Source organism: Serratia sp. 2880STDY5682894 (genome assembly GCF_001537385.1).
Lineage (GTDB): Bacteria > Pseudomonadota > Gammaproteobacteria > Enterobacterales > Enterobacteriaceae > Serratia > Serratia nevei.
The window spans coordinates 1-23,176 of record NZ_FCJA01000019.1 but is presented as its reverse complement, the minus strand read 5'-3'; the positions used below and the strand labels follow the sequence as shown (position 1 = coordinate 23,176).

The window sequence follows — 23,176 nt, the reverse complement described above, 5'->3', positions numbered from 1 at the left end:
CTTTCCTCTGGATATCAGCCAGAAAACCAGTCAATACGTCTAAATAACGCGGCGCGCGATCCGAAAAACCAGCATAACAAACTGCTCTCTCACTTTTCTTTGCCGCTTTTACAGCCATTCCCTCTGCACGAAAGCCCTTTCTCAACGTTTAACGCTGCAGAAAACAAGCCAGATAAAACATTAGTCTTTTTAACCGGTTAGCGGGGCCATTGCCCAAAGTTCCCGCGTTGAAAAGGCCGAATGCTGTCACTAAGATGGATTTTTACCCCTTCCAACAATAAGAAATATTATGCAAGCCACCATCGCACCCCCACTCGACGCCGACGACGCGTCCACACCGGTGAACTCCCGCGGGAAAGTCATCGTCGCCTCGCTGGTCGGTACCGCCATCGAGTTCTTCGACTTCTACATCTACGCCACCGCCGCGGTGATCGTGTTTCCACATATCTTCTTCCCACAGGGCGACCCGACCACCGCAACGCTGCAGTCGCTGGCCACCTTCGCCGTCGCCTTTGTCGCGCGCCCTATCGGCTCTGCGCTGTTCGGGCACTTCGGCGATCGCGTGGGGCGCAAGGTCACGCTGGTCGCCTCGCTGCTGACCATGGGGATTTCCACCGTGCTGATCGGCCTGCTGCCGAGCTATGAAACCATCGGCATCTTCGCCCCTATCCTGCTGGCGCTGGCGCGCTTCGGGCAGGGCCTGGGACTGGGCGGCGAATGGGGCGGCGCCGCCCTGCTGGCGACGGAGAACGCGCCGGCCAAAAAGCGCGCGCTGTACGGCTCCTTCCCCCAGTTGGGCGCGCCGATCGGCTTCTTCTTCGCCAACGGCACCTTCCTGCTGCTCTCCTGGCTGCTGAGCGACCAGCAGTTTATGGAATGGGGCTGGCGCGTGCCGTTCATCCTCTCCGCCGCGCTGGTGCTGATTGGCCTGTACGTTCGGGTGTCGCTGCATGAAACGCCGGTGTTCGCCAAAGTGGCCAAAGCCGGCAAACAGGTGAAAGTGCCACTCGGCACGCTGCTGAGCAAGCATCTGAAAGCGACCATCCTCGGCACTTTCATCATGCTGGCGACCTACACGCTGTTTTATCTGATGACGGTGTATTCGATGACCTACGGCACCACGCCGCAGCCGTTGGGGCTCGGCTACTCCCGCAACAGCTTCCTGTGGATGCTGATGGTGGCGGTAATCGGTTTCGGCGTGATGGTACCGATCGCCGGCCTGCTGGCGGACGCGTTCGGCCGCCGCAAGACCATGATCGCCATTACCCTGCTGATGATCGGCTTCGCGTTCCTGTTCCCGACCCTGCTGGGTTCCGGTAACCAGGCGCTGGTGATGGGCTTCCTGCTGTGCGGCCTGAGCATCATGGGGCTGACCTTTGGCCCCATGGGCGCGCTGCTGCCGGAGCTGTTCCCGACCGAAGTGCGCTATACCGGCGCATCGTTCTCCTACAACGTCGCGTCTATTCTCGGCGCGTCCGTGGCGCCTTATATCGCCACCTGGCTGGCGGCCCACTACGGGCTGTTCTACGTCGGCATGTACCTGGCGGCGATGGCCGGGCTGACGCTGTTGGCCCTGCTGCTGATGAAAGAAACCCGCCACCAGTCGCTGTGATCCCCTACGGCCCCCTCACTGCGGGGGGCCGCACGCGTTGTTCGTTTCCTGTCATAAAACCGGGCTATGCTGGACGTTTCTCTCGGTAACAGGATTGGCCGATGTCTCTGCGTCGTGGGGTATTTGTCTGCGTTGCGCTGCTGGCGGCTCTCGCCATCGCGCTCTATTACGGGTTGAAGCCCGACCATCCCGATGCGCTGTGGCGCATCGTCAGCCAGCAATGTCTGCCCAATCAGCAGGCGCATGACAACCCGGCGCCCTGCGCGCAGGTGGATGTGCCGGCCGGCTTCGTGGTGTTTAAAGATCGCAACGGGCCGCTGCAATACCTGCTGATGCCCAGCGCCAAAATCACCGGGATAGAAAGCCCGGCGGTGCTGGACGCCGCCACGCCGAATTTCTTCGCCCAGGCCTGGCGCGCGCGCCACGTGATGGCGGAACGCTATGGCAAACCGATCGACGACGGCGATATTTCACTGGCGATCAACTCGGAATATGGCCGCACGCAAAACCAGCTGCATATTCATATCTCCTGCCTGTTGCCGGCGGTAAAACAGCGGCTGGCGCAGATCGGCCCCGATTTTATCGAGCAATGGCAACCGCTGCCCGGCGGCCTGTTGGGGCATGACTATCTGGGGCGACGGGTGACCCCCGCCGAGCTGGAGCAACAGGGCGCCTTCCGTCTGTTGGCCTCCGGCCTGCCGCGCGCCGACGGGCGCATGGGCAGCTTCGGCCTGGCGATGACCGCGCTGCCGGACGGCGATTTCCTGCTGCTGGCGACCGAGCGCAGCCTGCTGCCGTTCACCCTGGCCTCGGCGGAAGAGATCCAGGATCACGACTGCCGCCTGCTTACGCCACCGCCGCGCGCCTGATTACTTTTTGCCTTTCATCTCCCGCAGGATCTGCCCGCACTGGTTCTCCTCGCCGCCTTCACTGGGCGAGACCAGCGCCAGCAGCGCCGCCGCCGGCGTCAGCACCGCCCCCAACGCCACCGCCGCCGCGCCGCGCGCGATCAGCGGCCCGGCTTTCACCCCGGCGTCGGGGTGCTTGAAGGTGCCTTTCACGTACAGCGGCGAGCGCAGGGTCAGCACGCGCATCCCCTTGCTTTCCGGATCGATGGACAAATCCAGCCGTTCGGTGGCGAGGTTGGTGTTGCCGGTGATGTTGATCACCGCGTTCTCGGTGTCGAACACGAACAGCCGCGGCGCGGCGACGCCGCTGCGGATGCCGACGTCCGCCGCCGCGCAGTTGATGCCCACCACGTCGTCGCCGAACAGCTGCGCCACCAGATAGTTGCCGACGTTCAGGCCGAGGATCTCCATCAGGCTACGGCTGATCACCCCGTTATTGATCAACAGGCGCAGGTCGCCGTTGCTGGTCGCCAGCAGCTCGGCCACCGAATTGCCGCTGCCCGTCAGCCTGGCGTCGCCGTTCATCTGCCCGAGGCTGCGCTTCATCGCCGCCACGTTCGGCAACAGCTGTTTGAGCTGGAGTTTGCGCGCATGCATATCCACCTGCCCGCGCATCGGCTTTTTGCCGCCGTCGAGGCGCACCACGGCGTTCAGGCTACCGCCCGCCATGCCGAAGCGCAGCGGATCCAGACGCAACTCGCCATTGTTCAGCTTCAGGTGCGTGGCCAGATCGCTCAGCGGTAAATCGCTGCCGCGTTCGATGCGCGCGGCGGCAAACTTCACGTCCGCATCCATCTTGCGCCAGCTTTGCGTATCGAACTGCGCGACCGGCAGCACCTTATCCGCCGGTTGGCGGCTCTTCTCGCCGCGCCCGGCTTTGGCAGCGTTGGAATCCGCGCCGATCAACGGCGCCAGATCCGCCAACCTCAGCTGCCGGGAGCTCACCGCGCCGCTCAGCGTCGGCCGCGGCTTACCGGCAACGTATTTCAAGTCGCCGTGAATGTCGCTGTCGCCGATTTTGCCGTCGAACTTCTGATATTCGAACACGGCGCCGCCCGGCTGATGCAGGCGGGCTATCAGATGGCCATCGGTCGCATACGGCGGCGTGTTCGGCAGCAGCACGCCGGTCAGGCCATAGAGGTCACCCAGGCTTTCGCCGGAAAATTTCAGCTGCACGTCCAGGCCGCCGAGGTTCAGCGGATCGGACAAGGTGCCCGCCACCGCAACCCGGGTGCTGCCGGAACGCACGTCGGCCTGCAGCGGGAACGGCAGATCGGCGCTCTGCAGTGACAGCATGCCGCCGATCTTGCCGCTGCCGCTCAGCGGTTCGCCGTTATATTTGCCCTTGACCTGCCAACCGAAAACGTAGTCGGGGGTAGCGGCCTTGCCGCCGCTCTGCTTGCCGGTCACTTCACTGAACGGCAGCGGTTTACCGAGCGGATCGATGACGGCGCGGAAATCCGCCTTCAGGGTGGCGTCTTTAAAGGCGATCTGTCCCTTATCGAACACGATGTCGTGAACGGTGAACGACCAGGCGGAAGGCGGTTGCTGCGGATCCTGGCCAGCGGCCAGATCAAACGTCCAGTTGTTGTCGCCGTTGGCCAGGCGTTCCAAGGACGCATTCGGCTGCTTGAGCCAGATGCGCGGGATCAGCAGTTCTTTCCTCAGCAGCGCCAGCGGCGCGATGCTGGCGTCGACGCGCTGCAGCGTCACCATGCTGTCGCCGGGCATGTTTTTCGGGTTGCCCAGCCACACGTCTTCGGCGTGAATATGCGGCCAGGGCACCCAGGCGCGCCAGCCGCCCTCATCCCGGTTACGCGACCAGTCGACGCCCAAATCGCCGCGGATGGCGAACGGCCGCCGCAGTTCGGCCGACACTTTGTCGTTGATGGTGGGTTTGAGTCGATTCCAGTCGAAGGTAGCGATGAAGATCGCCAGCGCGACGATCGCCAGCAGCACAATGCCGCCCAGCCAGCTGAAAACCTTTCCTGTTCTTGTCATAGGGCTCCCTCAGCACATAAACCGGGCTGCCGAATGAAAGGAAAAAGAATGAGCAGCCCCGTTTAAGCCTAGCTGAGGATAGGCTGGAGTTCACGCCGGCGCGCCGGGCGCGGCGAACAGCGTCGGTACGCTGTGCAGAGTTTCAAAGCACGCCGGGCGGGAAAGATAGTAGCCCTGCGCGGCCAACGCGCCGGAACGCTGCACCAGCCGCCACTCCTGCTCGGTTTCCACGCCTTCGACGATCACCCCGTCGCTGTGCTGGTTCATCATCGTGATCAGGGTGCCGAGCAGCTGTACGCCCTCTTCCGACTGTTTGAGCAAGGTGAACAACTCGCGCGCCACCTTGATGTATTGATAGCGCCAGGCGCCGACGGCGGAGAAGTTGGCCAGCCCGCTGCCGAAATCGTCCAGCCACAGCCGTTCGCCGCCGACGATCTGCTGCAACGGGTGGTTTGACGCCGTTTCGGCGTGCTCCACCAGCTCGAAGCGCAGATAGGGCATCTCGGCGATCTGGCGTTGCAGCTCGCTATGGCGCTGCAACGCTTGCAGCGCGATGCCGTCGATATTGACCGACACCATCACCGCGTGGCGAATGAACAATGCCTGCCAGCGCTGCAACAGCGCCAGCTGTTCCTGGATCACCCGTAAACGCTGGGCGACGCCGAGCGAGGCGAAATACTGTTCCGGGGATTGCCGTTTGTCCGGCTCATTCGGGTGATATACCGCCGTCAGCAGTTCCACCGCCAGCAGCGCGCCGCTGGTGCGATAAATCGGCTGGAAGGTATACAAGCGCCGGCATTGCCGCCAGTAGCGCCGCGATTTGGCGCAGGCATAGAGGGCAAAACAGGGCGCCAGCAGACCCGAGATCAGGTTGGTTATCATCGGTACTATCGCCGTGGCGGGGAAGTGAGAGCGCTGCCGCTGTTTCTTTACCCAGCTTATCGGCCGCACCGCGTAAAACTTTAAGCATGAATTGCCGCGCGCTTTCCTCTTCGCCCTGTTGGCATGGGCCGATCGCGATCATAAAAAATTAAAACACTGTTTTAATTTATTGACTCCCTCACCGCCTTGCGTGGAGACTGATGGCTGTTGCTTCTTCTTTAGCCAGGGCTTATTGACGATGACTATCCGAAATCTCGCCGTGATCGGCGAATGCATGATCGAGCTGTCGCAGCAGGGCGCGCAGCTGACGCGCGGCTTTGGCGGCGATACCCTCAACACCGCCGTCTACCTCGCCCGCCAAATGCCGGAACAGGCGCTGCAGGTGCATTACGTCACCGCGCTCGGCACCGACAGCTTCAGCGGCGAGATGCTGCAGGCCTGGCGGCAGGAGAAGATCGAGACCGGGCTGATTCAGCAGTTGGAAAACAAACTGCCGGGCCTGTACGTGATCGAAACCGACGCCGCCGGCGAACGCACCTTCTACTACTGGCGCAACGACGCCGCCGCCCGGTATTGGCTTGCGGGCCCCCAGGCCGAGGTACTGTGCGCCCAGTTGGCGCAGTTCGATTATCTGTATCTCAGCGGCATTAGCCTTGCGATCCTCGCGCCTGCCGACCGCACGAAGCTGCTGGCGCTGCTGCACCGCTGCCGCGCCAACGGCGGCCAGGTTATCTTCGACAACAACTACCGCCCGCGCCTGTGGCAAAGCCGTGAAGAAACACAGCGGGCCTACCGCGAGGTGCTGGCCTGCACCGACATTGCCTTCCTGACGCTGGATGACGAAGCGTTGCTGTGGGGCACGCAGCCGGTTGAACAGGTGGTGGCACGCACGCAGGCGCTCGGCGTCGGCGAGATCGTTATCAAACGCGGCGCGGATGCCTGTCTGGTGTTCGGCGTGGAGGGAGAGCGACTTGAGGTACCGGCGATTGCGCTGCCGCCGGAGTGCGTAGTGGATACCACCGCGGCGGGCGACGCTTTCAGCGCCGGTTATCTGGCGGAACGCCTGAGCGGCGGCAGCGCCCAGCAGGCGGCGCAGCGCGGCCACCGGCTTGCCGCGACGGTGATCCAACATCGCGGCGCCATCATTCCCGCAACGGCAATGCCCGCATAGCCAATAAGGCGGCGGCGAGGTTACCCCGCCGCCCGCGCAATAGTTCCCAGAAACATTGATCAGAGGATGATTGAAAGAATTTCCCTGGCGTTGGCTTATTTCCGCCCAGAGCTGCTAAGCTCGGGTCTTGGCATTACCGCCTTTTTGAATTTATTAGCCGAGTATAAATTTCAATCCGCCGCACTGACTAGCTGGACTTTGGTGCAGGTCGGGCTGAGCTGCCGAACGACAGGGAGGTTACCGATGGCCGTCGCATTCGCCAACGCCGTCGCCGCAGGACTGCATCTTGACGGCCGACTGCACGCCTTCAGCCAATTCAAATACGCTTATTTGACCTTCAACAAACACCGTCCCGATCGCCATCTGCTGGTCTCGAGCTACCCGCAAGAATGGCTGGACATCTACAGCGCCAATCGCTATCAGCGCATCGATCCCGTCGTGCGCGCCGCCCATAGTCGCTGCGCGCCCTTCATGTGGCACGACACCCCCGTCACCACCGAGGATCGGCATTACCGGAAGATCTTCAGCCAGGCGCGGGAATACGACATCGTGCACGGCTGCAGCTTTGTTTTGCACGATCACGACAACAACCTGGCGATCTTGTCGATCAGCGCCACGGCAGCCGATGACGCCGATCTGCGGCAGCTGATGGAAGACGAGAGGGCCAGCCTGCAGATGGTATTGGTCGATACCCACCAGCACGCTCTGGCCTTGGCCAGCGCCGAGGCGAGCCGGACAGACCGGCTCTCGCCGCGCGAAGGGGAAATCCTCTACTGGGCCAGCCAGGGCAAAACCTACCATGAGATCGCGCTGATCCTGGGGATCAAAACCGGCACGGTGAAGTTTCACATCGGCAATGCGGTGCGTAAGCTGGGGGTCGCCAACGCCAAACACGCGATCCGGCGCTGCCTTGAACGGCAGCTGCTCGCGCCGCCGGAGGCATAAAAAAAGCCGGCATCACAGCCGGCTTTGTGTTCTTTACCTTGCGGAAAATCAGCCCGCAACGGCGATACGTTTCATGTCGGTCATGTAGCCACGCAGTTTGCGACCGACGGTTTCGATTGGGTGGCTGCGCACCGCTTCGTTCACGTCGCGCAGCTGCGCGTTGTCCACCGCCGTACCCGCCGCGGCTTTGCCCAAATCGCCCGCCTGCAGGGTGGTCATGAAGTCCTTCAGCAGCGGCACCGCCGCGTTGGCGAACAGGTAGTTGCCGTACTCTGCGGTATCGGAGATAACCACGTTCATTTCATACAGACGTTTGCGCGCAATGGTGTTGGCGATCAGCGGCAGCTCATGCAGCGACTCGTAGTAAGCCGACTCTTCGATGATGCCGGCATCGACCATGGTTTCGAACGCCAGCTCAACGCCCGCTTTCACCATCGCCACCATCAGCACGCCGTGATCGAAGTACTCTTGCTCGCTGATTTTGCCTTCAAACTGCGGCGCATTCTCGAACGCGGTTTTGCCGGTCTCTTCGCGCCAGGTCAGCAATTTCACGTCGTCTTCCGCCCAGTCGGCCATCATGCCGCTGGAGAAAGCGCCGGAGATGATGTCGTCCATGTGCTTCTGGAACAGCGGCGCCATGATGGTTTTCAGCTGTTCAGACAGCGCATAGGCACGCAGCTTGGCCGGATTGGACAGGCGATCCATCATCAGCGTGATGCCGCCCTGTTTCAGCGCTTCGGTGATGGTTTCCCAGCCGAACTGAATCAGTTTCTCGGCGTAAGCCGGATCGGTGCCCTCAGCAACCAGCTTGTCGAAGCACAGCAGCGAACCCGCCTGCAGCATGCCGCACAGAATGGTCTGCTCGCCCATCAGGTCGGATTTCACTTCGGCGACGAAGGAGGACTCCAACACGCCGGCGCGGTGGCCGCCGGTCGCCGCCGCCCAGGCCTTGGCGATCGCCATGCCTTCGCCTTTCGGATCGTTTTCCGGGTGAACCGCAATCAGAGTCGGCACGCCGAAGCCGCGCTTGTACTCTTCACGCACTTCGGTGCCCGGGCATTTCGGCGCGACCATCACCACGGTGATGTCTTTACGCACCTGCTCACCCACTTCAACGATGTTGAAGCCGTGGGAGTAACCCAGCGCCGCGCCGTCTTTCATCAGCGGCTGCACCGCGCGCACCACGGAAGAGTGCTGCTTGTCCGGCGTCAGGTTGACCACCAGATCCGCCTGCGGGATCAGGTCTTCGTAGGTGCCGACCTTAAAGCCGTTTTCGGTCGCCTTGCGCCAGGAAGCGCGCTTCTCGTCGATCGCTTCTTTGCGCAGGGCATAGGCGACGTCCAGGCCGGAGTCGCGCATGTTCAGCCCCTGGTTCAGCCCCTGGGCGCCACAGCCGACAATCACCACTTTTTTACCTTTCAGGTAGCCGGCTTCGTCAGCAAATTCGTCGCGCGCCATAAAGCGGCATTTACCCAATTGCGCCAACTGCTGACGCAGGTTCAATGTGTTGAAATAGTTAGCCATGGTGGTACTCCGGTTTGATGTTGTCTTGCATTGTTATTTTCATTCCCCGCCCTGTCTGTGCGGAGATTCGTTAAACTCAATGTATAACAGGAAATGCGTTGCTTAAATTGATATATTGAGAACGTGATATTGCAATTTATGCAACACTCTCACTGCGAGCGTATCGATATGGATTTACGTGATTTAAAGCTGTTCCTGCATTTGGCCGAAAGCCATCACTTCGGGCGCACCGCCAAGGCGATGCACGTCAGCCCATCGACGCTCTCCCGCCAGATCCAGCGGCTGGAAGAGATCCTCGGGCAGCCGCTGTTCCTGCGCGACAACCGCACCGTGCAGCTGACCGACGCCGGCGAACAGCTGAAAGAATTCGCCCAGCAAACGCTGCTGCAGTATCAGCAGCTGAAGCACTCGCTCGGCCAGCACGGCCCTTCGCTGAGCGGCGAACTGCGGCTGTTCTGCTCGGTGACCGCGGCGTACAGCCACCTGCCGCCGATCCTCGATCGCTTCCGCGCGCAGCACCCGCTGGTCGAGATTAAGCTGACCACCGGCGACGCCGCCGACGCGGTCGACAAAGTGCAATCCAACGAGGCCGATCTCGGCATCGCCGGCCGGCCGGAAACGCTGCCCGCCAGCGTGGCGTTCACCAAAATCGGCGAAATTCCGCTGGTGCTGATCGCACCGGCGCTGCCCTGTGCGGTGCGCAGCCAGGCATTCGCCGACAGGCCCGACTGGGCCGAGATCCCGTTCATCCTGCCGGAGCACGGCCCGTCGCGAAAACGCATCGAACTGTGGTTCCGCCGCCACCGCATCAGCAATCCGCTGATTTACGCCACCGTCGGCGGCCACGAAGCCATCGTGTCGATGGTCGCGTTGGGCTGCGGCATCGCGCTGATCCCGAGCGTGGTGGTGGACAACAGCCCGGAGCCGGTACGCAACCGCATCTCGCAGCTGGATAACATCTCGATGGTCGAACCGTTCGAGCTGGGGGTCTGCGTCCAGAAAAAGCACCTCAGCGATCCGCTGATCGACGCCTTTTGGCGCTTGCTGCATCCCCGCTGACGCGAGGTTTACAGATCCGCCGGATCGATCTGCTTCATCGTCTCTACTTGCATCAACCAGTGGTAGAGCGGCTCAAGCTGCAAAAAGGCCCCGGTCAGCAGCGGCACCAGATCGGCGCTGAACAGCTTTTCCACTTCGCTGTCGGTCACCATCACCGCAAACGACTTGCGGTTGTACCAGGTGGCGATCTCCGCCGCCTGCTCCTTCACCAGCGGGCGCTTGTAGCTCTCACCCACCAGCTCGAACGGCCGCCGGCAGCAGGCGGCCACCTCAAGGAAAGGCTGCGGCCGCTGCCTCAGCGTATGGCGGAACAGATCCATGGTCGGCTTGTTGGCGCTGTAGTAGCCGAGCCCATAGCGCAGCATGTCCGGCCCCAGTTCGAAAAAGTAGACCGGCGCGTCTTTCCAGTCTTTGCTCGGACGCTTGAACGTCAGCCACATGCGGCTGCGGTAGCGCGATTTGTCATGAGAAAAGCGCGTGTCGCGATGAATGCGCGACAGCGTTTTGCCGATCGCCGGGCGAGTCTCGAACTGCGGGTCGATCGCCAGCATGCCGGGAGCCAGCTGCTCCACCAGCGCGCGAAACGGCACCAACAGCTCGCGATCGTAGATATCGCGGTTGCCGTCGAACCACGCCTTATCGTTCTCGATCCGCACCTGCTGCAGGAAATTCAGACCCTGCTGGCTAAAGCCGGAGAAAGGTTGCGCCATAAGTTTTTCCGTTCTGACGGTTTATCGGGTGTTGCGCAGATCTTCCCTCTGCCAACGGCGTTTGATAAACACGCGCCGACGCGTGCGAAAGTAAGCGACATAGAGAGAGAACGCCGCCCGGTTGCTGAATAGTGCACCGCCAACCACGCCCCCCAGCAGCATGGCGACGGTGGCGATGCCGGTCATCCCCGACGCCCACGCCGCTGCGGCGCCAAGGCAAAACAGGCCGAGCATGCCAAGGTAATATTGCAACAATACCACCCCGCTGTTTTTACCCTGCACCAGTTGGAACAGGATCAATGTCATCCACACCGCCACGATCGCGCCGCTGCCCATGAGAACGGCGGCGGAAGTCTTGCCGCTCCAGGCGGCCGCCACGTCCGTGGCCAGGCCCATCACGCCCGCCAGCCCCAACGTCAGGCATACCATCAGCAACATGACATTGCCGACGCCCGGCGGCGACAGCCGCTGGCCCGGCGCCAGGAAATGCTGCTCGAGCTGTGCATCCACGCCGGCGAACAGTGCGCGATCGCGCGCCGCGATTTGGCGTTCCATCTCCCGGCCCTGCGTCAATAAGCGGGCCAGCCGGCCGGGTAAACGCACCGGGCTCACCCCTGCAAAAAGAAGCGGAACGCCGGGTTGTCGGTTTCGTCGTGGCAATCGTAGCCCAGCGCCTGCAGGTGCCGCTCGAATTCCGGCTCGGTTTGCGCCAGTTCGAAGGCCGCCAGCACCCGGCCGAAGTCGGTGCCGTGGCTGCGATAGTGGAACAGCGAAATGTTCCAGTGCGTGCCCAGCGTTTGCAGAAATTTCAGCAGCGCGCCCGGCGACTCCGGAAACTCAAAGCTGTACAGCCGTTCGCGCAGCGGCTTCGACGGACGCCCGCCCACCATGTAGCGCACGTGCAGTTTGGCCATCTCGTCGTCCGACAGATCCACCACCTGATAACCGTCGGCATTGAGCTCGTCGATGATTTCCCGCCGTTCGGCGTGCCCGCGCGTCAGACGCACGCCGACAAAAATACAGGCGTTGTCGGCATCGGCGTAGCGATAGTTGAATTCGGTCACCGAGCGGCCGCCCAACAGTTGGCAGAACTTGAGGAAGCTGCCCTGCTGTTCCGGAATGGTCACCGCCAACAGCGCTTCACGCTGTTCGCCCAGTTCGCAACGCTCGGAAACGTAGCGCAGCCCGTGGAAGTTGAGGTTGGCGCCGGATAACACGTGCGCCAGACGCTCGCCCTGAATGTTGTGCTGCTGGACGTACTTTTTCAGCCCCGCCAGTGCCAGCGCGCCGGAAGGTTCGGCAATGGCACGCACGTCCTCGAACAGATCTTTGACCGCCGCACAGATGGCGTCGCTGTCCACAGTGATTACGTCGTCCAGATACTCACGGCACAGGCGGAAAGTTTCGTCGCCGATACGCTTCACCGCCACGCCTTCGGCGAACAGCCCGACGCGCGCCAGATCCACCGGATGGCCGGCATCCAGCGCCGCGCGCAGACAGGCGGAGTCTTCCGCTTCGACGCCGATCACTTTGATCTGCGGCATCAGCTGCTTGATCAGCACCGCCACCCCGGCGGCCAGGCCGCCGCCGCCGACCGGCACGAAGACCCGATCCAGATGCGCGTCTTGCTGCAGCAGCTCCATCGCCAGCGTGCCCTGCCCGGCGATCACCGTCGGATGATCGAACGGCGGCACGAAGGTCATGCCCTGCTGCTGGGAAAGCTCGATCGCCTTCGCTTTGGCCTCGTCGAAATTGGCGCCGTGCAGCAGCACTTCGCCGCCGAAACCGCGCACCGCATCCACTTTGATGTCCGCGGTGGACACCGGCATCACGATCAGCGTTTTGATGCCCAGCCGTTTACCGGAGAAGGCGACGCCCTGCGCGTGGTTGCCGGCCGAAGCCGTCACGACGCCGCGCGCCTTCTGCTCTTCGTCCAGCCCGGCGATCATCGCATAGGCCCCGCGCAGCTTGAAGCTGTGCACCGGCTGACGATCTTCGCGCTTCACCAAAATGGTGTTGCCGAGGCGCGAAGAAATTTTGTTCATGGCCTGCAACGGGGTGACCTGCGCCACCTCGTAGACCGGCGAGCGCAGTACCGCTCGCAGATATTCCGCGCCGCAGGGGGCGCTGGGTAGGGGTTGAGAGACCGCCATGCTGCTTATCCCCCCAGTTTGCTCTTGTCGCGTACCGCGCCTTTGTCGGCGCTGGTGGCCAACGAGGCGTAGGCGCGCAGCGCGAAGGATACCTGACGCTCACGGTTTTTCGGCGTCCAGGCCGCGTCGCCGCGCGCCAGTTCCGCTTCATGCCGCGCCGCCAGCTCCTGCTCGCTGACGTCCAGCTGGATGCCGCGATGAGGAATGTCGATCGCGATCATGTCGCCGTCCTGCACCAGGGCGATCAGGCCGCCGTTGGCCGCCTCCGGCGAGGCGTGGCCGATGGACAGCCCCGAGGTGCCGCCGGAGAAACGCCCGTCGGTAATCAGCGCGCACGCCTTGCCCAGCCCCATCGATTTCAGATACGTGGTTGGGTAAAGCATTTCCTGCATGCCCGGCCCGCCTTTCGGCCCTTCGTAACGGATAACGACCACGTCGCCCGCCACCACTTTGCCGCCGAGGATCGCTTCTACCGCATCATCCTGGCTTTCATACACTTTGGCCGGGCCGCGGAAGGTGAGGATTTCCTTGTCTACGCCGGCGGTTTTGACGATGCAGCCGTTTTCCGCCAGGTTACCGTACAGCACCGCCAACCCGCCGTCCTGACTGTAGGCGTGTTCACGGGTGCGGATGCAGCCCTCCTTGCGGTCGGTGTCCAGCGAATCCCAGCGGCAGTCCTGCGAGAATGCCTGCGTGGTGCGGATACCGGCCGGCCCGGCGGAGTACATTTTCTTGACGCTTTCGTCGCGGGTCAGCATTACGTCGTAGGCTTCCAGCGTCTGCGGCAGGGTCAGCCCCAGCACGTTGTTCACCTCGCGGTTCAGCAAGCCGGCGCGATCCAGCTCGCCGAGGATGCCGATGACGCCGCCGGCGCGGTGCACGTCTTCCATATGGTATTTCTGCGTGCTCGGCGCCACCTTGCACAGGTGCGGCACTTTGCGCGACAGGCGATCGATGTCTTCCATGGTGAAGTCCACCTCGCCTTCCTGCGCCGAAGCCAGCAGGTGCAGTACGGTGTTGGTCGAGCCACCCATGGCGATGTCCAGCGTCATGGCGTTCTCAAACGCCGCCTTGTTGGCGATATTGCGCGGCAGCGCGCTCTCGTCGTCCTGCTCGTAATAGCGTTTGGTCAGCTCGACGATGCGCTTGCCGGCGTTGAGGAACAGCGCTTTGCGATCGGCGTGGGTGGCCAGCAGCGAGCCGTTGCCCGGCTGCGACAGGCCCAGCGCTTCGGTCAGGCAGTTCATCGAGTTAGCGGTGAACATGCCGGAGCAGGAACCGCAGGTCGGGCAGGCGGAACGCTCGATCTGCTCGCTGTCGGCGTCGCTGACGTTCGGGTTAGCGCCCTGGATCATCGCATCCACCAGATCCAGCTTGATGATCTGATTGGAGAGTTTGGTCTTGCCGGCTTCCATCGGGCCGCCGGAGACAAAGATCACCGGGATATTCAGGCGCAACGCCGCCATCAGCATGCCCGGGGTGATCTTGTCGCAGTTGGAGATGCACACCATCGCGTCGGCGCAGTGGGCGTTCACCATGTATTCGACCGAGTCGGCGATCAGCTCGCGCGACGGCAGGGAATAGAGCATGCCGCCGTGGCCCATGGCGATGCCGTCATCCACCGCGATGGTGTTGAACTCTTTGGCCACGCCGCCAGAAGCTTCGATCTGCTCGGCGACCAGTTTGCCCAGATCGCGCAGATGCACGTGGCCCGGCACGAACTGGGTAAAGGAGTTGACCACGGCGATGATCGGCTTGCCGAAATCGGCGTCGGTCATCCCGGTCGCGCGCCACAATGCGCGGGCACCCGCCATATTGCGGCCGTGGGTGGTGGTGGCGGAACGGTACTTAGGCATGCTCTTTTCACTCCAAATGTATTTATGACAGGCGGCGAACGAACCGCCTGGATATTCTTATCTGTCTGTCTTGTCGTTACGGATTTACCGGATCCAGCCAGCCGTATTTGTCTTCTGTCTTGCCGCTGAACAGGCCGAAGAACGCCTGTTGGATCTGTTTGGTCACCGGGCCGCATTTGCCGATGCCGACCTGAATGCCGTCCACGCTGCGTACCGGCGTGATTTCCGCCGCGGTGCCGGACATGAACACTTCGTCGGCCAGGTACAGCGATTCGCGCGACAGCACCTGCTCACGCACTTCGAAGCCCATGTCTTTCGCCAGCTTGATGATCGCGTCGCGGGTGATGCCCGGCAGCGCCGAAGAGGTGAACGGCGGGGTGTAAATCACGCCGTCTTTCACTTCAAACAGGTTCTCGCCCGCCCCTTCGGAAATGTAGCCGTGCACGTCGAGCGCGATGCCTTCCTGATAGCCGTGGCGACGCGCTTCGCTGCCCACCAGCAGGGAGGAAAGATAGTTACCGCCGGCCTTGGCCGCAGTGGGGATCGTGTTTGGTGCGACGCGGTGCCAGGAGGAGACCATCGCATCGATGCCTTGATCCAGCGCTTCTTCACCCAGATAAGCGCCCCAAGGAAACGCCGCGATAATCACGTCCGTTTTGTAACCGGCCGGCGGGTTGACGCCCATGCCGACATCGCCGACGAACACCAGCGGGCGGATGTACGCGCTGACCAGGTTGTTCTTGCGCAGCGTGGCACGGCAGGCTTCCATCAGCTCGTCGACGCTTTGCGAAACCGGCATGCGGTAGATTTTCGCCGAGTCGTGCAGGCGCTGCATATGTTCGCGATGGCGAAACACCACCGGCCCCAAGTGCGAGTCGTAGCAGCGCACGCCTTCAAATACCGACGTGCCGTAATGCAGCGCGTGCGACATCACGTGCACTTTGGCCTCGGCCCAGGGAACCATCTCACCATTGAACCAAATGTAATCGGCTTTCTTTGTCATTGTTATTTATCCTTCTCGGCGCCTCAGGCGCGTATTTGTTGTGATGTTGGCTGCTGGATCTCAACGCAGGAGACGTCCAGCAGTTTGCTTAACTGAGATGACAACAGGGCGACCGGACGCGGGCTGGCAACGGTCAATTCGATATTGATGCTGTCGGCGTTGGCCGGAGAAACCATATTCATAGCACAAACCTGAAAGCCGCGATGACGCACGACCCGCAATACGCGCTCTAACATTTCGGGGCGAAAACGCGCCTGGATAGAGAGTTGATGCTGCATCATGATATTTCCTCCAACATGGTTTCGTTGCCGGCGCCCGGCGGCACCAGCGGCCAGACGTTTTCGAGTTCGTCGATAGAGACCTGCAGCAGATAAGGGCCTTCGGTGTTGAACAGCGCCTCGAGCGCGCCTTCCACCTGATCCTTGCGGCTGATGCGCTGGCCGGGAATGCCGAAGGCGGCGGCCAGCATCAGGAAGTCGGGGTTATCGGACAGGTTGGTTTCGCTGTAGCGGCCGTCGAAGAACAGCTGCTGCCACTGACGCACCATTCCGAGGCGCTGGTTGTCCAGCAGCACGATCTTGAGCGGCAGCTGTTTGCGCTTGATGGTACCCAGCTCCTGCACGTTCATCATGAAGGAGCCATCGCCCGAGACGCAGATCACCGTATCTTGCGGGCGCGCGATCTGGGCCCCCACCGCCGCCGGCACGCCGAACCCCATGGTGCCGAGGCCGCTGGAGGTGATGAAATTCTCCGGGCGTTCGAACGTCATGTGCTGCGCGCTCCACATCTGGTGCTGGCCCACGTCGGTGGTCACCACGCTGTTGGCCGGCTTGCGGGCGGACAGCTGGCGCAAGAACAATGGCGCGTAGATCGGCTGGCCGGGGTGATCGTAGCGACAGACGTGCTCGGCTTTCAGCGCCGTCACCTGCTGCTGCCAGGCGGCGATGTTCAGCGGGCGCTGCAACGCTGGCAGCAACGCTTTCAGGTCGCCCTGCAGGGCGACATGCGCCTGGCGCAGCTTGCTCATCTCCGCCGGATCGATATCCATGTGGATCACTTTGGCGTGCGGCGCGAAGGCGTTCAGTTTGCCGGTCACGCGGTCATCGAAACGCGCGCCGACGGCAATCAGCAGATCGCACGCCTGCACCGCCAGGTTGGCAGCCTTGGTGCCGTGCATACCCAACATGCCGAGGTACAGCGGATCTTGCGCATCCGGCGCGCCCAGCCCCTTCAGGGTGGCGACGTTCGGCATGCGGGTCACGGCGATAAATTCACGCAGCGCCGGCACCGCCTGTGCCATGCCCACGCCGCCGCCGACGTACAGCATCGGTTTGTGCGCCTGTGCCAGCAGCTCGGCCGCTTCCGCCAACGCTGCCGCCGGGAACGCCGGCGCTTCGTCGACCGGCATCAGATGCGGGTGCAAGTCGCCCTGCGCCAGCTGGATGTCTTTCGGGATATCGATCAGCACCGGGCCAGGGCGGCCGCCTGCGGCGATGGCGAACGCTTCCGCCATGATGCCCGGCAAGGCGTCCAGCGATTCCACCAGGAAACTGTGCTTGGTGCAGGCCAGAGACAGGCCGAGAACATCGATCTCCTGAAAGGCATCGGTGCCGATCAGCGCGGAACCCACCTGACCGGTGATGGCGACAACGGGAACGGAATCGAGCAGCGCATCAGCCAGGCCAGTGATCAGGTTGGTGGCGCCAGGGCCGGAAGTGGCGATGCAAACGCCGACTTTGCCAGTGGCGCGGGCGTAGCCGATGGCGGCCATCGCGGCGCCCTGTTCATGGCGACACAGCAGGTGTTCCACACCACCGTCGTACAGCGCATCGTACACCGGCATGATTGCCCCGCCCGGATAGCCGAATACGGTATCCACACCCTGCGCACGCAACGCTTGAACTACCCACTGAGCGCCATTCATAGTTATTTCCCCGCCTTACTTCGACAACTGCAGGATTTTGTTCTGTTTTTCATGCTCTGCCCCTTGCTCCACTTTTCTCTTGCCAATAAAAAACCCCCGGACCTGACGGTGCGGGGGTTCTCTTGCGATTCCGGCTTGTTTGCTAAGCCTTTCTTCGTCCAAGTGCAGCCCCGCACGGTGGGATAATAATCACCACCACGCTAATCACGACTAGGCTAATCACTTGGGCAAAGGCTTTCATAATGGGTTTGTTCACTGTGCTCATTCAGAACTAATGCTTACAGAGGTACCATAGTCGCGCGCGGCATGACAACACTTTTTTTGCGTTATTATTCGGCGCAATCTGGTCATACCTCACGCAAATCGCCCCTCTTTCACACGTTGGCGCGCATGTCCGGATTTTTCACCGCGTCGGTGCTCGCCTTGCCGCGCGTATCCTTGCCAAAGAACACCAACAGGGCGATCGCCACCGCCACCGTACCGGCGACGATCGCCATCGCCAGGCCGTAATTGTGCCCATGATGCTCGGCGATGGTGGCTTGCAGCGTGGCGTTGACCGAGGCGATCAGGTTACCCAGCTGGTACACGAACCCCGGCAGCACCGCGCGGGTGTTGGCTGGCACCAGTTCGGTCAGGTAGGTCGGTATCACGCCCCAGGCACCCTGCACCATAAACTGCATCAGGAAAGCGCCGATCCCGAGCATCAGTGAACCGCTGGAAAACGCCCACAGCGGGATCACCGGCAACGCCAGCAGCGCGGCGATGATGATCGCTTTCTTACGGCCGATCTTTTCCGATAACGAACCGAAGAAAACGCCGCCGATAATGGACGCGATATTGTAGCTTATGGCAATGATACTGACGGTTTTAGGGTCGAAACCGTGCTGAACTTTCAAAAATACCGGATACAGATCTTGCGTGCCGTGGGAGAAGAAATTGAACGCCGCCATCAGCAGCACCAGATAGCAGCACAGCTTCCAGTGGCTCTTCAGCACCGGTAGCAAGGCGGTGCTTTCTTTGCGTTCGCGCGCCGCCAGCCACACCGGCGACTCCTGCACGCAATAATATATAAACGGCAGCAGCAGGATCGGCGCCGCGCCGATAACGAACATGCCGCGCCAGCCGACCGTTTCGAACAGCAGGCCGTAGACCACCGCCGCCAGCAGATAACCGAACGGGTAGCCGGCTTGGAAAATACCCGACATCAGGCCGCGTGAGCGGTCCGGTATGGTTTCCATCGCCAATGACGACGCCACGCCCCAGATGCCGCCCATCGCAACCCCGTACAGCACCCGCAACAGCAAAAAGACCGTCAGCGAGGGCGCGGCGGCGGAGAGCAGCTCAAACACCGAGAAGAAGACGATATTCAGCATCAGGATCGGCTTGCGGCCATATTTTTCCGCCGCGCGCCCGAAGATCAGCGCGCCGATAGGCCGCACCGCCAGCGTGAGCAGAATCGCCAACGTGACCTGTTCCAGGCCGACGTGAAAGGATTGCGCGATATCGCTGAGTAAGAATACCAGCACGAAAAAATCGAAAGCATCGAGCGTCCAGCTTGAAAAGCTGGCGATTGCCGCATTGCGTTGCAGCGGGGTCCAACCAAACATAGTGTTATCCCTACCGTAGAGTACGAAGTCAGGAGGCTTAGCGGCTGCCGGGCAGAATGCGGCGGCGGTCGGAGTTTGTTAAAGAAGTGATTTTTCTTTTAATCAATTGTTAAATACACCCATTAAGCCTATGGTTGCAATGCGTCTGGGCCGCTAATGTGTTGCAGCCTTCGGCGATATTGTTAATGGGTATTGCCGCAGCCTGCGAGACAGATCGCACAACCTCATTCGCTGAAATGAAAATCGGCAATTACGCTGCGAACCTCCGGGAAAAATCGCTAATAACGCCGCGCGAAGCCAGAATGAATCGCGCATCATGTTGCCCTCAGCAAGGAGAGCGATATGTCATTGGCGGTAATCTATAGCCGCGCCATCATCGGCGTTCAGGCCCCTTCAGTAACGGTGGAGGTGCATATCAGCAATGGCCTGCCCGGCCTGACGCTGGTCGGTCTGCCAGAAACCACGGTGAAAGAGGCGCGCGATCGGGTGCGCAGCGCCCTGATCAACAACGGTTTCACCTTTCCCGCCCGGCGCATCACCGTCAATTTGGCGCCCGCCGATCTGCCGAAAGAAGGCGGGCGTTACGATCTGCCGATAGCACTGGCGATCCTCGCCGCCTCCGAGCAATTGCCCCTCGCACCGTTGGCGCGCTACGAGTTTCTTGGCGAGCTCGCACTGTCCGGCGCACTGCGCGCGGTCAGGGGCGCGATCCCGGCGGCGCTGGCGGCGGCTGACGCCGGGCGGCAACTGATCCTCTCGACGGACAACGCCGCCGAAGTCGGCCTGATTGCGCAGTCGCACTCCCGTACCGCCCGGCACCTGTTGGAAGTCTGTGCCTTTCTGCTCGGCCAGGGCGAGCTGCCGGTGGCGGCCACGCCTCCCGCTGTGGACATCGCCTGCGACAACGCCGATCTGCGCGACATCATCGGCCAGGAACAGGCCAAGCGGGCTCTGGAGATCGCCGCCGCCGGCGGGCATAACCTGCTGCTGATTGGGCCGCCGGGCACCGGTAAAACCATGTTGGCCAGCCGCCTCACGGGCTTGCTGCCGCCGCTCACGGAGCATGAGGCGCTGGAAAGCCTGGCGGTCGCCAGCTTGCAGCACCATATCCCCGCCGCCCTGCCATGGCGCCAGAGGCCGTTTCGCGCACCGCATCACAGTGCATCGATGGCGGCGTTGGTCGGCGGCGGCTCACTGCCGCGCCCGGGCGAGATCTCTATGGCGCATAACGGCGTGCTGTTTCTGGATGAGCTCCCGGAATTCGAGCGTAAGGTGCTGGATGCGCTGCGTGAGCCGCTGGAGTCCGGCGAGATCGTAATTTCACGCGCCAACGCCAAGGTCTGTTTCCCCGCCAGAGTGCAGTTGATTGCGGCAATGAACCCCAGCCCGACCGGGCATTATCAGGGGTTACACAATCGCGCCTCGCCGCAGCAGGTATTGCGCTATCTGGCCCGGCTGTCAGGGCCTTTTCTCGACCGTTTCGATCTGTCTATCGAAGTGCCGCTGTTACCGCCGGGTACGCTCAGTCAGCGGAAAACGCATGGAGAAAGCAGTGAGAAAGTGCGGGAAAGGGTTCAACAGGCGCGCGCCCGGCAGCTCGAACGCGCCGGGAAAGTCAACGCGCTGTTGAGCAACCGCGAAGTGGAACGTGATTGCATTCTGCAGGCGGCAGACGCCGAGTTTTTGGAGGCAACATTAAACGCGCTGGGGTTATCGGTCCGCGCCTGGCAGCGCATTTTGAAAGTGGCGCGCACGCTGGCGGATTTGGCGGGGGATGCGGAGCTCAACAGGAGCCACCTCTGCGAAGCGCTGGGCTATCGCAGTATGGACCGTCTGCTGTTACAGCTGCATCGTAGTCTGGAATAGAAAATGGGGCCCGCAGGCCCCATCGTCTTTAGTCGTCGCTGTCGCTGTAATCTTCTACTGCGTCAGCCTGCGGTTTACCGCCGGACAGAGTATGGAATTTCTTCGGGCGACGTGTGCGCGCCAGATATTTAGCCCATACTTTTTCCTGCTCGGTAGCCGCTTCGCGCTCACCGCGGCACACTGCGACGAACAGCTGTTCTTCTTCAGTGACCGGCTGACGTTTGCCCGAGTCCAGCTCGTTAAACGCGTAGCCGAAGCGCTCTAGCAATTGCGCCTCTTTAATGGTGAAATCGCCGTGACGGGAGAACCCGCGAGGGTAATGTTTATTATCAAAAAAACGATTGGTCGTGGTGAAGCTATCCGCCATCTGACACGCTCCTAATTCTCTTATGGCCGTGCTGTTTATGGCGCGGAGTATTAGATAGGCTTGACAGCGTGTAAAACAAAACATTTAAATCTTAACGACAAATTTTTTTGGAGATAGGTGTGGATACCGAATTACTGAAAACCTTTTTGGAGGTCAGTAGAACGCGTCACTTTGGCAGAGCCGCAGAATCTTTGTACTTAACGCAGTCCGCGGTCAGTTTCCGCATCCGTCAGTTAGAAAACCAGCTGGGCGCAAATTTATTTACCCGTCATCGCAATAATATCCGCCTGACACCTGCCGGTGAGCGGCTTCTGCCCTATGCCGAGAGCCTGATGAACACCTGGCAGCTGGCGAAGAAGGAGGTCGTGCGTTCGCTGCAACACACCGAGTTGTCGATCGGCGCGACCGCTTCGCTGTGGGAAGCCTATCTGACCCCCTGGTTGCAGGCGCTCTATCAACAACGCGAGGCGCTACAGCTCGAAGCCAGGGTGGCATTAAGGCACTCTTTGGTAAAACAACTGCATGAAAGGCAGCTCGATTTACTGATCACCACTGAACCGCCGAAGATGGATGAATTGGCCAGCCAGCAGCTGAGCAATTTCTCATTACGCCTGTTCTCATCCGCGCATCGTGATAAACAAGCCCCAATGCCCTACATCAAGCTGGAATGGGGAGCCGACTTTCACCAACAGGAAAGCCGCATGCTGGAAGGCGATAACGTGCCGGTGCTCACCACTACCTCCGCTCACCTGACGCGTCAGCTGCTGGAAACCACGGGCGGATGCGCTTTCCTGCCCAGCCAGTGGGAACAAGAGTACCCACAGCTGGTGGCCTCCGCTGAGATCCCACCGATTATCCGCCCACTGTATGCCGTCTGGTTGCAAAACAGCGATCAACAGCCTTTGATTCGGCAATTACTTAAAATACCTTTAAATACCGCAGCCTAAAGCGTTATGGCGGCCTTAAACGCCGTCATCGTGGTCATGACTGTCTATCAAGCAAAAACGCGCTCATCGCCTTCTGAGAGGAGATAATGCAAAACAGCAAGGGAATCAGGAGGTCACGGGGGTAAAGATCGGAAGAAAGATGGAGCAACCAGGATCGGGCAAACATCGGCACCTAACGTCCATGTGCTCTGTTCCAAAGCGGTAAGGAAGAAAAATGATAGGCAAAAAAAAACCCTTTGCTTTCGCAAAGGGTTCTTAATATGGCAGGGGCGGAGAGACTCGAACTCGCGACACCCGGTTTTGGAGACCGGTGCTCTACCAACTGAGCTACGCCCCTAAATCTCGCTTAACATTATGCCTGCTAATAAAGCAGGCATAATTAAATAAGTGGCGGAACGGACGGGGCTCGAACCCGCGACCCCCTGCGTGACAGGCAGGTATTCTAACCAACTGAACTACCGCTCCACCGATTCTTTTACGTTGCATCTCTCGATGCCGGCAAAATCGCGCTCTGCGATTTGCGCATTACCAGTCGTCACACTGATAACGTTTATTTGATGCCTGGCAGTGTCCTACTCTCGCATGGGGAGACCCCACACTACCATCGGCGCTACGGCGTTTCACTTCTGAGTTCGGCATGG

General features: G+C 61.2%; 20 protein-coding genes and 2 tRNA genes. 7 read left to right on the top strand and 15 right to left on the bottom strand.

The genetic code is table 11. The features are described from left to right. Positions 1-289: 289 nt before the first annotated feature. Together AWX27_RS24125 and AWX27_RS24120 are read left to right on the top strand one after the other, a co-directional pair. Positions 290-1,612, top strand: a complete 1,323-nt coding sequence (locus tag AWX27_RS24125) for an MFS transporter (RefSeq protein WP_038874673.1) — start codon at positions 290-292, stop codon at positions 1,610-1,612. 101 nt (positions 1,613-1,713) lie between these two features. Next, positions 1,714-2,481, top strand: a complete 768-nt coding sequence (locus tag AWX27_RS24120) for a CDP-diacylglycerol diphosphatase (protein WP_060425394.1) — start codon at positions 1,714-1,716, stop codon at positions 2,479-2,481. Here AWX27_RS24120 and AWX27_RS24115 read toward each other — a convergent pair whose 3' ends face one another. Both AWX27_RS24115 and pdeH read right to left on the bottom strand, forming a co-directional pair. Continuing rightward, on the bottom strand, positions 2,482-4,521 hold the full coding sequence (locus tag AWX27_RS24115; RefSeq protein WP_060425392.1) for an AsmA family protein: 2,040 nt from the start codon (positions 4,519-4,521) through the stop codon (positions 2,482-2,484). 90 nt (positions 4,522-4,611) lie between these two features. After that, positions 4,612-5,403, bottom strand: a complete 792-nt coding sequence (gene pdeH / locus AWX27_RS24110; RefSeq protein WP_060425390.1) for a cyclic-guanylate-specific phosphodiesterase — start codon at positions 5,401-5,403, stop codon at positions 4,612-4,614. 238 nt (positions 5,404-5,641) lie between these two features. Between pdeH and AWX27_RS24105 the strand changes: the two genes are divergently transcribed. Next, positions 5,642-6,574, top strand: coding sequence for a 2-dehydro-3-deoxygluconokinase (locus AWX27_RS24105; protein ID WP_060425387.1), 933 nt, complete (start codon positions 5,642-5,644; stop codon positions 6,572-6,574). Between the two features lie 243 nt (positions 6,575-6,817). Further along, on the top strand, positions 6,818-7,519 hold the full coding sequence (locus tag AWX27_RS24100) for a LuxR family transcriptional regulator (protein ID WP_060425385.1): 702 nt from the start codon (positions 6,818-6,820) through the stop codon (positions 7,517-7,519). A gap of 48 nt (positions 7,520-7,567) precedes the next feature. On the opposite strand, the gene ilvC is transcribed toward AWX27_RS24100, so the two are convergent. After that, the gene (ilvC, locus tag AWX27_RS24095; RefSeq protein WP_038874693.1) at positions 7,568-9,043 is read right to left on the bottom strand and encodes a ketol-acid reductoisomerase; all 1,476 of its coding nucleotides are present in this window, start codon (positions 9,041-9,043) and stop codon (positions 7,568-7,570) included. A 168-nt stretch (positions 9,044-9,211) separates the two neighbouring features. Between ilvC and ilvY the strand changes: the two genes are divergently transcribed. Continuing rightward, complete coding sequence (gene ilvY / locus AWX27_RS24090; RefSeq protein WP_060425405.1) at positions 9,212-10,102, top strand: HTH-type transcriptional activator IlvY; 891 nt, start codon at positions 9,212-9,214, stop codon at positions 10,100-10,102. An 8-nt stretch (positions 10,103-10,110) separates the two neighbouring features. Here the strand turns inward: ilvY and AWX27_RS24085 are convergent, their stop codons facing one another. The 9 genes from AWX27_RS24085 to AWX27_RS24050 form a co-directional block, all read right to left on the bottom strand. After that, positions 10,111-10,812: a DUF2461 domain-containing protein gene (locus tag AWX27_RS24085; protein WP_060425383.1), complete on the bottom strand. Its 702-nt coding sequence runs from the start codon at positions 10,810-10,812 to the stop codon at positions 10,111-10,113. A 21-nt stretch (positions 10,813-10,833) separates the two neighbouring features. Next, complete coding sequence (locus AWX27_RS24080) at positions 10,834-11,367, bottom strand: hypothetical protein (RefSeq protein ID WP_060425381.1); 534 nt, start codon at positions 11,365-11,367, stop codon at positions 10,834-10,836. Between the two features lie 53 nt (positions 11,368-11,420). After that, positions 11,421-12,965 carry a threonine ammonia-lyase, biosynthetic gene (gene ilvA / locus AWX27_RS24075; RefSeq protein ID WP_060425379.1) on the bottom strand — a complete coding sequence of 515 codons (1,545 nt, stop codon included), beginning with the start codon at positions 12,963-12,965 and terminating at the stop codon, positions 11,421-11,423. 5 nt (positions 12,966-12,970) lie between these two features. Further along, positions 12,971-14,821 carry a dihydroxy-acid dehydratase gene (ilvD, locus tag AWX27_RS24070; RefSeq protein WP_033649965.1) on the bottom strand — a complete coding sequence of 617 codons (1,851 nt, stop codon included), beginning with the start codon at positions 14,819-14,821 and terminating at the stop codon, positions 12,971-12,973. 76 nt (positions 14,822-14,897) lie between these two features. Further along, positions 14,898-15,824 (bottom strand): branched-chain amino acid transaminase, encoded by a 927-nt coding sequence (locus AWX27_RS24065; RefSeq protein WP_033636413.1) that lies wholly within the window; start codon positions 15,822-15,824, stop codon positions 14,898-14,900. Between the two features lie 23 nt (positions 15,825-15,847). Next, on the bottom strand, positions 15,848-16,105 hold the full coding sequence (ilvM, locus tag AWX27_RS24060) for an acetolactate synthase 2 small subunit (RefSeq protein ID WP_038874702.1): 258 nt from the start codon (positions 16,103-16,105) through the stop codon (positions 15,848-15,850). After that, positions 16,102-17,748, bottom strand: a complete 1,647-nt coding sequence (ilvG, locus tag AWX27_RS24055; RefSeq protein ID WP_060425377.1) for an acetolactate synthase 2 catalytic subunit — start codon at positions 17,746-17,748, stop codon at positions 16,102-16,104. Before ilvG ends, ilvM begins: the two co-directional genes overlap by 4 nt. 142 nt (positions 17,749-17,890) lie before the next feature. Further along, the gene (gene ilvL, locus AWX27_RS24830; protein WP_013814970.1) at positions 17,891-17,989 is read right to left on the bottom strand and encodes an ilv operon leader peptide; all 99 of its coding nucleotides are present in this window, start codon (positions 17,987-17,989) and stop codon (positions 17,891-17,893) included. 133 nt (positions 17,990-18,122) lie between these two features. After that, a complete protein-coding gene (locus tag AWX27_RS24050) occupies positions 18,123-19,355 on the bottom strand; it encodes an MFS transporter (RefSeq protein WP_060425375.1) in 1,233 nt (410 codons plus the stop codon). A gap of 342 nt (positions 19,356-19,697) precedes the next feature. Between AWX27_RS24050 and AWX27_RS24045 the strand changes: the two genes are divergently transcribed. Next, a complete protein-coding gene (locus AWX27_RS24045; protein WP_060425372.1) occupies positions 19,698-21,221 on the top strand; it encodes a YifB family Mg chelatase-like AAA ATPase in 1,524 nt (507 codons plus the stop codon). 28 nt (positions 21,222-21,249) lie between these two features. Here the strand turns inward: AWX27_RS24045 and AWX27_RS24040 are convergent, their stop codons facing one another. Beyond that, on the bottom strand, positions 21,250-21,588 hold the full coding sequence (locus AWX27_RS24040) for a MaoP family protein (protein ID WP_048232148.1): 339 nt from the start codon (positions 21,586-21,588) through the stop codon (positions 21,250-21,252). Between the two features lie 119 nt (positions 21,589-21,707). On the opposite strand from AWX27_RS24040, the gene hdfR reads away from it, so the two are divergent. Next, complete coding sequence (gene hdfR / locus AWX27_RS24035; RefSeq protein ID WP_060425370.1) at positions 21,708-22,535, top strand: HTH-type transcriptional regulator HdfR; 828 nt, start codon at positions 21,708-21,710, stop codon at positions 22,533-22,535. A gap of 261 nt (positions 22,536-22,796) precedes the next feature. Here the strand turns inward: hdfR and AWX27_RS24030 are convergent. Together AWX27_RS24030 and AWX27_RS24025 are read right to left on the bottom strand one after the other, a co-directional pair. Then, a tRNA-Trp gene (locus AWX27_RS24030) sits at positions 22,797-22,872 on the bottom strand. 51 nt (positions 22,873-22,923) lie between these two features. Then, positions 22,924-23,000 (bottom strand) — tRNA-Asp (locus AWX27_RS24025). Positions 23,001-23,176: the final 176 nt, after the last annotated feature.

Coding starts and splice junctions, on each gene's coding strand:
- AWX27_RS24125 (WP_038874673.1), top strand. CDS start 290: ATGCAAGCCACCATCGCACCCCCACTCGACGCCGACGACGCGTCCACA.
- AWX27_RS24120 (WP_060425394.1), top strand. CDS start 1,714: ATGTCTCTGCGTCGTGGGGTATTTGTCTGCGTTGCGCTGCTGGCGGCT.
- AWX27_RS24115 (WP_060425392.1), bottom strand. CDS start 4,521: ATGACAAGAACAGGAAAGGTTTTCAGCTGGCTGGGCGGCATTGTGCTG.
- pdeH (WP_060425390.1), bottom strand. CDS start 5,403: ATGATAACCAACCTGATCTCGGGTCTGCTGGCGCCCTGTTTTGCCCTC.
- AWX27_RS24105 (WP_060425387.1), top strand. CDS start 5,642: ATGACTATCCGAAATCTCGCCGTGATCGGCGAATGCATGATCGAGCTG.
- AWX27_RS24100 (WP_060425385.1), top strand. CDS start 6,818: ATGGCCGTCGCATTCGCCAACGCCGTCGCCGCAGGACTGCATCTTGAC.
- ilvC (WP_038874693.1), bottom strand. CDS start 9,043: ATGGCTAACTATTTCAACACATTGAACCTGCGTCAGCAGTTGGCGCAA.
- ilvY (WP_060425405.1), top strand. CDS start 9,212: ATGGATTTACGTGATTTAAAGCTGTTCCTGCATTTGGCCGAAAGCCAT.
- AWX27_RS24085 (WP_060425383.1), bottom strand. CDS start 10,812: ATGGCGCAACCTTTCTCCGGCTTTAGCCAGCAGGGTCTGAATTTCCTG.
- AWX27_RS24080 (WP_060425381.1), bottom strand. CDS start 11,367: ATGGAACGCCAAATCGCGGCGCGCGATCGCGCACTGTTCGCCGGCGTG.
- ilvA (WP_060425379.1), bottom strand. CDS start 12,965: ATGGCGGTCTCTCAACCCCTACCCAGCGCCCCCTGCGGCGCGGAATAT.
- ilvD (WP_033649965.1), bottom strand. CDS start 14,821: ATGCCTAAGTACCGTTCCGCCACCACCACCCACGGCCGCAATATGGCG.
- AWX27_RS24065 (WP_033636413.1), bottom strand. CDS start 15,824: ATGACAAAGAAAGCCGATTACATTTGGTTCAATGGTGAGATGGTTCCC.
- ilvM (WP_038874702.1), bottom strand. CDS start 16,105: ATGATGCAGCATCAACTCTCTATCCAGGCGCGTTTTCGCCCCGAAATG.
- ilvG (WP_060425377.1), bottom strand. CDS start 17,748: ATGAATGGCGCTCAGTGGGTAGTTCAAGCGTTGCGTGCGCAGGGTGTG.
- ilvL (WP_013814970.1), bottom strand. CDS start 17,989: ATGAAAGCCTTTGCCCAAGTGATTAGCCTAGTCGTGATTAGCGTGGTG.
- AWX27_RS24050 (WP_060425375.1), bottom strand. CDS start 19,355: ATGTTTGGTTGGACCCCGCTGCAACGCAATGCGGCAATCGCCAGCTTT.
- AWX27_RS24045 (WP_060425372.1), top strand. CDS start 19,698: ATGTCATTGGCGGTAATCTATAGCCGCGCCATCATCGGCGTTCAGGCC.
- AWX27_RS24040 (WP_048232148.1), bottom strand. CDS start 21,588: ATGGCGGATAGCTTCACCACGACCAATCGTTTTTTTGATAATAAACAT.